This window comes from Streptomyces angustmyceticus (assembly GCF_040701845.1).
GTDB lineage: Bacteria > Actinomycetota > Actinomycetes > Streptomycetales > Streptomycetaceae > Streptomyces > Streptomyces angustmyceticus_A.
In genome coordinates this window covers 1-3,778 of sequence record NZ_JBFBHQ010000056.1, presented here as the reverse complement: position 1 = coordinate 3,778, position 3,778 = coordinate 1, and the positions used below count along the sequence as shown (strand labels likewise).

The following is a 3,778-nucleotide window of genomic DNA, read 5'->3' as shown; positions in this document are numbered from 1 at the left end:
TGGGCGTCAAGCTCACCGAGCTGCGCCCGGAGCAGGCCGCCTACATCGGCGTCCAGGTCGAGGGCCCGTACAAGCCCGACCACTACCGCTACTGATCCAGCGGGTGCCCACCAGCGGTCAGTCCCGCTGACCCTTGGAGCCGCCCACAGCAGCCGGTGATACCAGGCCCTCGCCTTCCACGGCGGGGGCCTGGTCCGTAAGAACGCACCGACCCGCCGCCCCCGACGCACCGGCACGCCGCCGCCCGAAGGACCTGACCCCCTATGCCCCGCGGCCACTACTCCCTCTACGACCCACACGATCACACCCCCCTGGGTGAAGAGCACTTCCACTGCGCCACCGGCCCCTCCGGCTGGCGCTACGTCTCCCAGATCGTCAACCCCTCCGGCGACCACACCGGCTCCGTCGACCTCACCCTCGACGAACTCGGCCGCCCCCTCCGCCTCGAACTCCACGCCTCCGCCTGGCAGGTCCGCGGCGCCGCCCTGGAGGGCGTCACCTGGGTACGCACCGACCCGACCGGAGAACACGCCACCGAAGGCAACGTCCCCGCCCACGCCTTCACCGGCGCGTCCCCCGCGTTCCTCATCGCCACCGCGCGCCTGCTGCGCCCCGCCCTGGGCGCCGGCGCCGTCCGCACCCGCCTCGTCGCCCTCACACCCCCCGTCCTCGCCCCCCGCACGCTCGACCAGTCCTGGGCCCTGCTGAAGAGCACACCACACGCCACTGACAACGCCCCCCTCATCGCCGACGAATACCAGGTCAACGACCTGGAAACCGGCGAACAGCACACCGTCCACATCGCCGGCGACGTAGTCCTCGCCGCCCCCGGCATCGAACTCGAATCCCTCGAATCCCCACCGTCGACGTTCCCCTGACCGGCCCGCCCGGCCGCTCCGCCCCTCATCGGCCTCCGCACGCCCAGTCACGGCCGCCGGAAGCCGCCACGAAGCCCCGCCGGACCAACCGCCGGGCTCGGCCACAAGTTCACCGGCCCCCGGACCCGCCTCGGACGTGCCCAGGCCCAACCCCCGGATTCCCGCCGGCCCGTCGGCTGACCCCACAAGCCCGCCGCCGCCCTTCGCCTCAGCGCGCGGCTCACATCAGCGCGCCGCAACGGTGCTGACACCAGCGGGTCAAGCACGACTCACACCGGCGGCGCGAACCCCGTGCGCGGCGCGCTTCCTCCGCCATCACCCTCATCGCCCCCACGCCCCCGCTCCGGTGCCGGTGCCGGTGCCGACGCTGGCACGGGCACGCCAAGCGCCTCGCCCCCGTCATGGCGCGTCACTCCAGCCGACCGGACCGCGGTTCCACCCCCGCCCACGGCGGGAGCCCCTGCCCCAGCCCCAGGCAGTGCCCAGGCCCCCGCCGACGCCGAAGCCACCGCACCCCCGGTCGCCCCCGGCCCCCCAGCCATCCCCGACGACAGGGACTCCGCCGCCCTCACGGGATCCCCCGAGGCCCCCGACTCCCCATGCCGAAATTCCCCACCACCAGCAACCCCCGGCTCTCCACCAGCCGACGCTGCTCCATCGGCCATCGACGTCCGGCCGCCCACCGACGCCCCGAACGCCCGCCGCGCCTCCCGCGCCTGTCGTTCCCCCACCACTGCCGCCAGATACGCCGCCGCAGGCACCCCTGCCGGCCCCGGCACCCCGGTGAACCCCCGCAGGTCCTCCACCAGCCGCCCCGCCATCGCCCCACCGACCTGCGGATCGAGCTGCCCGCTGCGCGTCAGGTACTGCCGCACCGTGAGCCACCACCCATCGGGCACCCGCGACAGATCCAGCGCCCCGACCTCCGCCACCAGCCACGGAGGCGGCGGCGGCAGCGCCGTCCCCACGTCGGCCACCGGCAGCCGCTCCCGTATGACCAGCGTCCCCGCGAACACGTCCCCCACCCGGCGCCCCCGCTCCGACAGCAAGGAGGCGAGGGCCGCCACCACCCCCATCGTCATCACGATCTCGATGGCCCCTATCGAGCCGCGCACCAGCGCATGCCGGAACCGGATCGGCCCGCCGTCCGCCCGTACGACCCGCAGCCCGCAGACCAGCTTCCCCAGCGACCGGCCATTGCTCAGCGTCTCGATGACGATGGGTATCCCCACCTGGACCAGCACGAACGTGGCAACCGATACGGCCGCCACCGCCGCACTGTCCATCGACGACGTCGCACTCAACAACACCAGCGATACGCCGAGGTAGACCGCCCAGGCCACCGCCACATCGACGGCCACCGCCAGACCCCGGCTCGGCAGCCTGGCCGGCCGCAGCCCCAGCACCACCGCTTCACCCGTGACGAGCTCACTCACGCCGCGCCCCACTCCCTCTAGATCGCCGAACTCCCGCCCGCCCCACGCCGGGCACCGCCAGTCTGCCAAGCTGATCCGGCCCCCACCCACGGCGCTGCGAGGAGCGACACCCGATGGACCTCGATGTCTTCGTCACGGCCCACGGCGCCGAATGGGACCGCCTCGACACCCTGCTCCACCGCAAACGCCGCCTCACCGGAGCCGAGGCCGACGAACTGGTCACCCTGTATCAACGCACCACCACCCACCTCTCCCTCCTCCTCTCCAGCGCCCCGGACCCGGTGCTGACCAGCCGCCTCACCTCCCTCGTGGCCCGCGCCCGCAGCGCGGTCACCGGTGCCCGCAAGGCCTCCTGGCGCGACGCCGCCCACTTCTTCACCACGGCCTTCCCCGCCGCGCTCTACCGCCTGCGCCACTGGTGGATCCCGACCGCGATCCTCTCCACCGCGGTCGCCGCCCTCCTCGGCTGGTGGATCGCCGCGCACCCCGAGGTCCAGGCGGCGATCGGCGCCCCGGACGACCTGCGCAACATGACCCGCCCCGGCGGTGAGTACGAGACGTACTACTCCAGCCATCCCGCCGCGTCCTTCGCCGCCCAGGTATGGACGAACAACGCCCAGGCCGTCGCCCTGTGCCTGGTCCTCGGCGCCTTTGCCGGCCTGCCCGTCCTGTGGATCCTCTTCCAGAACATGCTCAACCTGGGCGTCGGCATCGGCCTGATGTCCTCGGCCGGCCGCCTCGATACCTTCCTCGGCCTGATCCTTCCGCACGGCCTCCTCGAACTGACCACCGTCTTCGTCGCGGCCGGCATCGGCCTCCGCCTGGGCTGGACCCTCATCGACCCGGGCCCCCGCACCCGCCGGACCGCCCTGGCCCAAGAAGGCCGCTCCGCCCTCGGCGTCGCCATCGGACTCGCCGCGGTCCTCTTCGTGTCCGGCGCCCTCGAAGGCTTCGTCACCCCGTCCGGCCTGCCCACCTGGGCCCGCATAGGCATCGGCATCACCGCCGAACTGACCTTCCTCCTGTACGTCTACGTCCTGGGCGGCCGCGCCGTACGCGCCGGCGCCACCGGCGACGTGGACCTCACCGACCGCGAAGCCACCGTCCCGACCGCCGCGTGATGTGCATCGAGCCCCGCTGACCTGCTAATCTCCTGTCCGCCCCAGAAGCCCGTTGACACGAGCCTCAGGGGGAGGTAGATTCGAACGGTTGCAAAGAACTGGACAAGTTCTGGAGCGACAGGTAGTCTCTCCTCCGCTTCGGCCGGAATTTCCATTCGGCGAAGCGCAACCGACCACTTACCGGAAGCCCCGGCCGATTTAATTCGACCGAATACCTTCTGATAAAGTCGGAAAAGCCAAAAGGCAACCCCCCTCCGACGGGGATTCGGAAACGAATTCGGACCGGCAACGGAACGAATCGGATCTGATAGAGTCGGAAAGGCCGGAAAGCGAAAGCCGAACG

General features: G+C 71.9%; 4 protein-coding genes. 3 read left to right on the top strand and 1 reads right to left on the bottom strand.

What is annotated here, in order from left to right:
* Both AB0411_RS37650 and AB0411_RS37645 read left to right on the top strand, forming a co-directional pair.
* Positions 1-95, top strand: a 95-nt coding sequence (locus AB0411_RS37650; RefSeq protein ID WP_355793786.1) for an adenosylhomocysteinase, incomplete at its 5' end; no start/stop codon positions are given.
* A 168-nt stretch (positions 96-263) separates the two neighbouring features.
* Positions 264-878, top strand: coding sequence for a hypothetical protein (locus AB0411_RS37645; RefSeq protein WP_366421717.1), 615 nt, complete (start codon positions 264-266; stop codon positions 876-878).
* Positions 879-1,147: 269 nt separating this feature from the next.
* Here AB0411_RS37645 and AB0411_RS37640 read toward each other — a convergent pair whose 3' ends face one another.
* The gene (locus tag AB0411_RS37640; RefSeq protein ID WP_366421716.1) at positions 1,148-2,314 is read right to left on the bottom strand and encodes an RDD family protein; all 1,167 of its coding nucleotides are present in this window, start codon (positions 2,312-2,314) and stop codon (positions 1,148-1,150) included.
* Positions 2,315-2,427: 113 nt separating this feature from the next.
* On the opposite strand from AB0411_RS37640, the gene AB0411_RS37635 reads away from it, so the two are divergent.
* A complete protein-coding gene (locus tag AB0411_RS37635) occupies positions 2,428-3,435 on the top strand; it encodes a stage II sporulation protein M (RefSeq protein ID WP_366421715.1) in 1,008 nt (335 codons plus the stop codon).
* Positions 3,436-3,778: the final 343 nt, after the last annotated feature.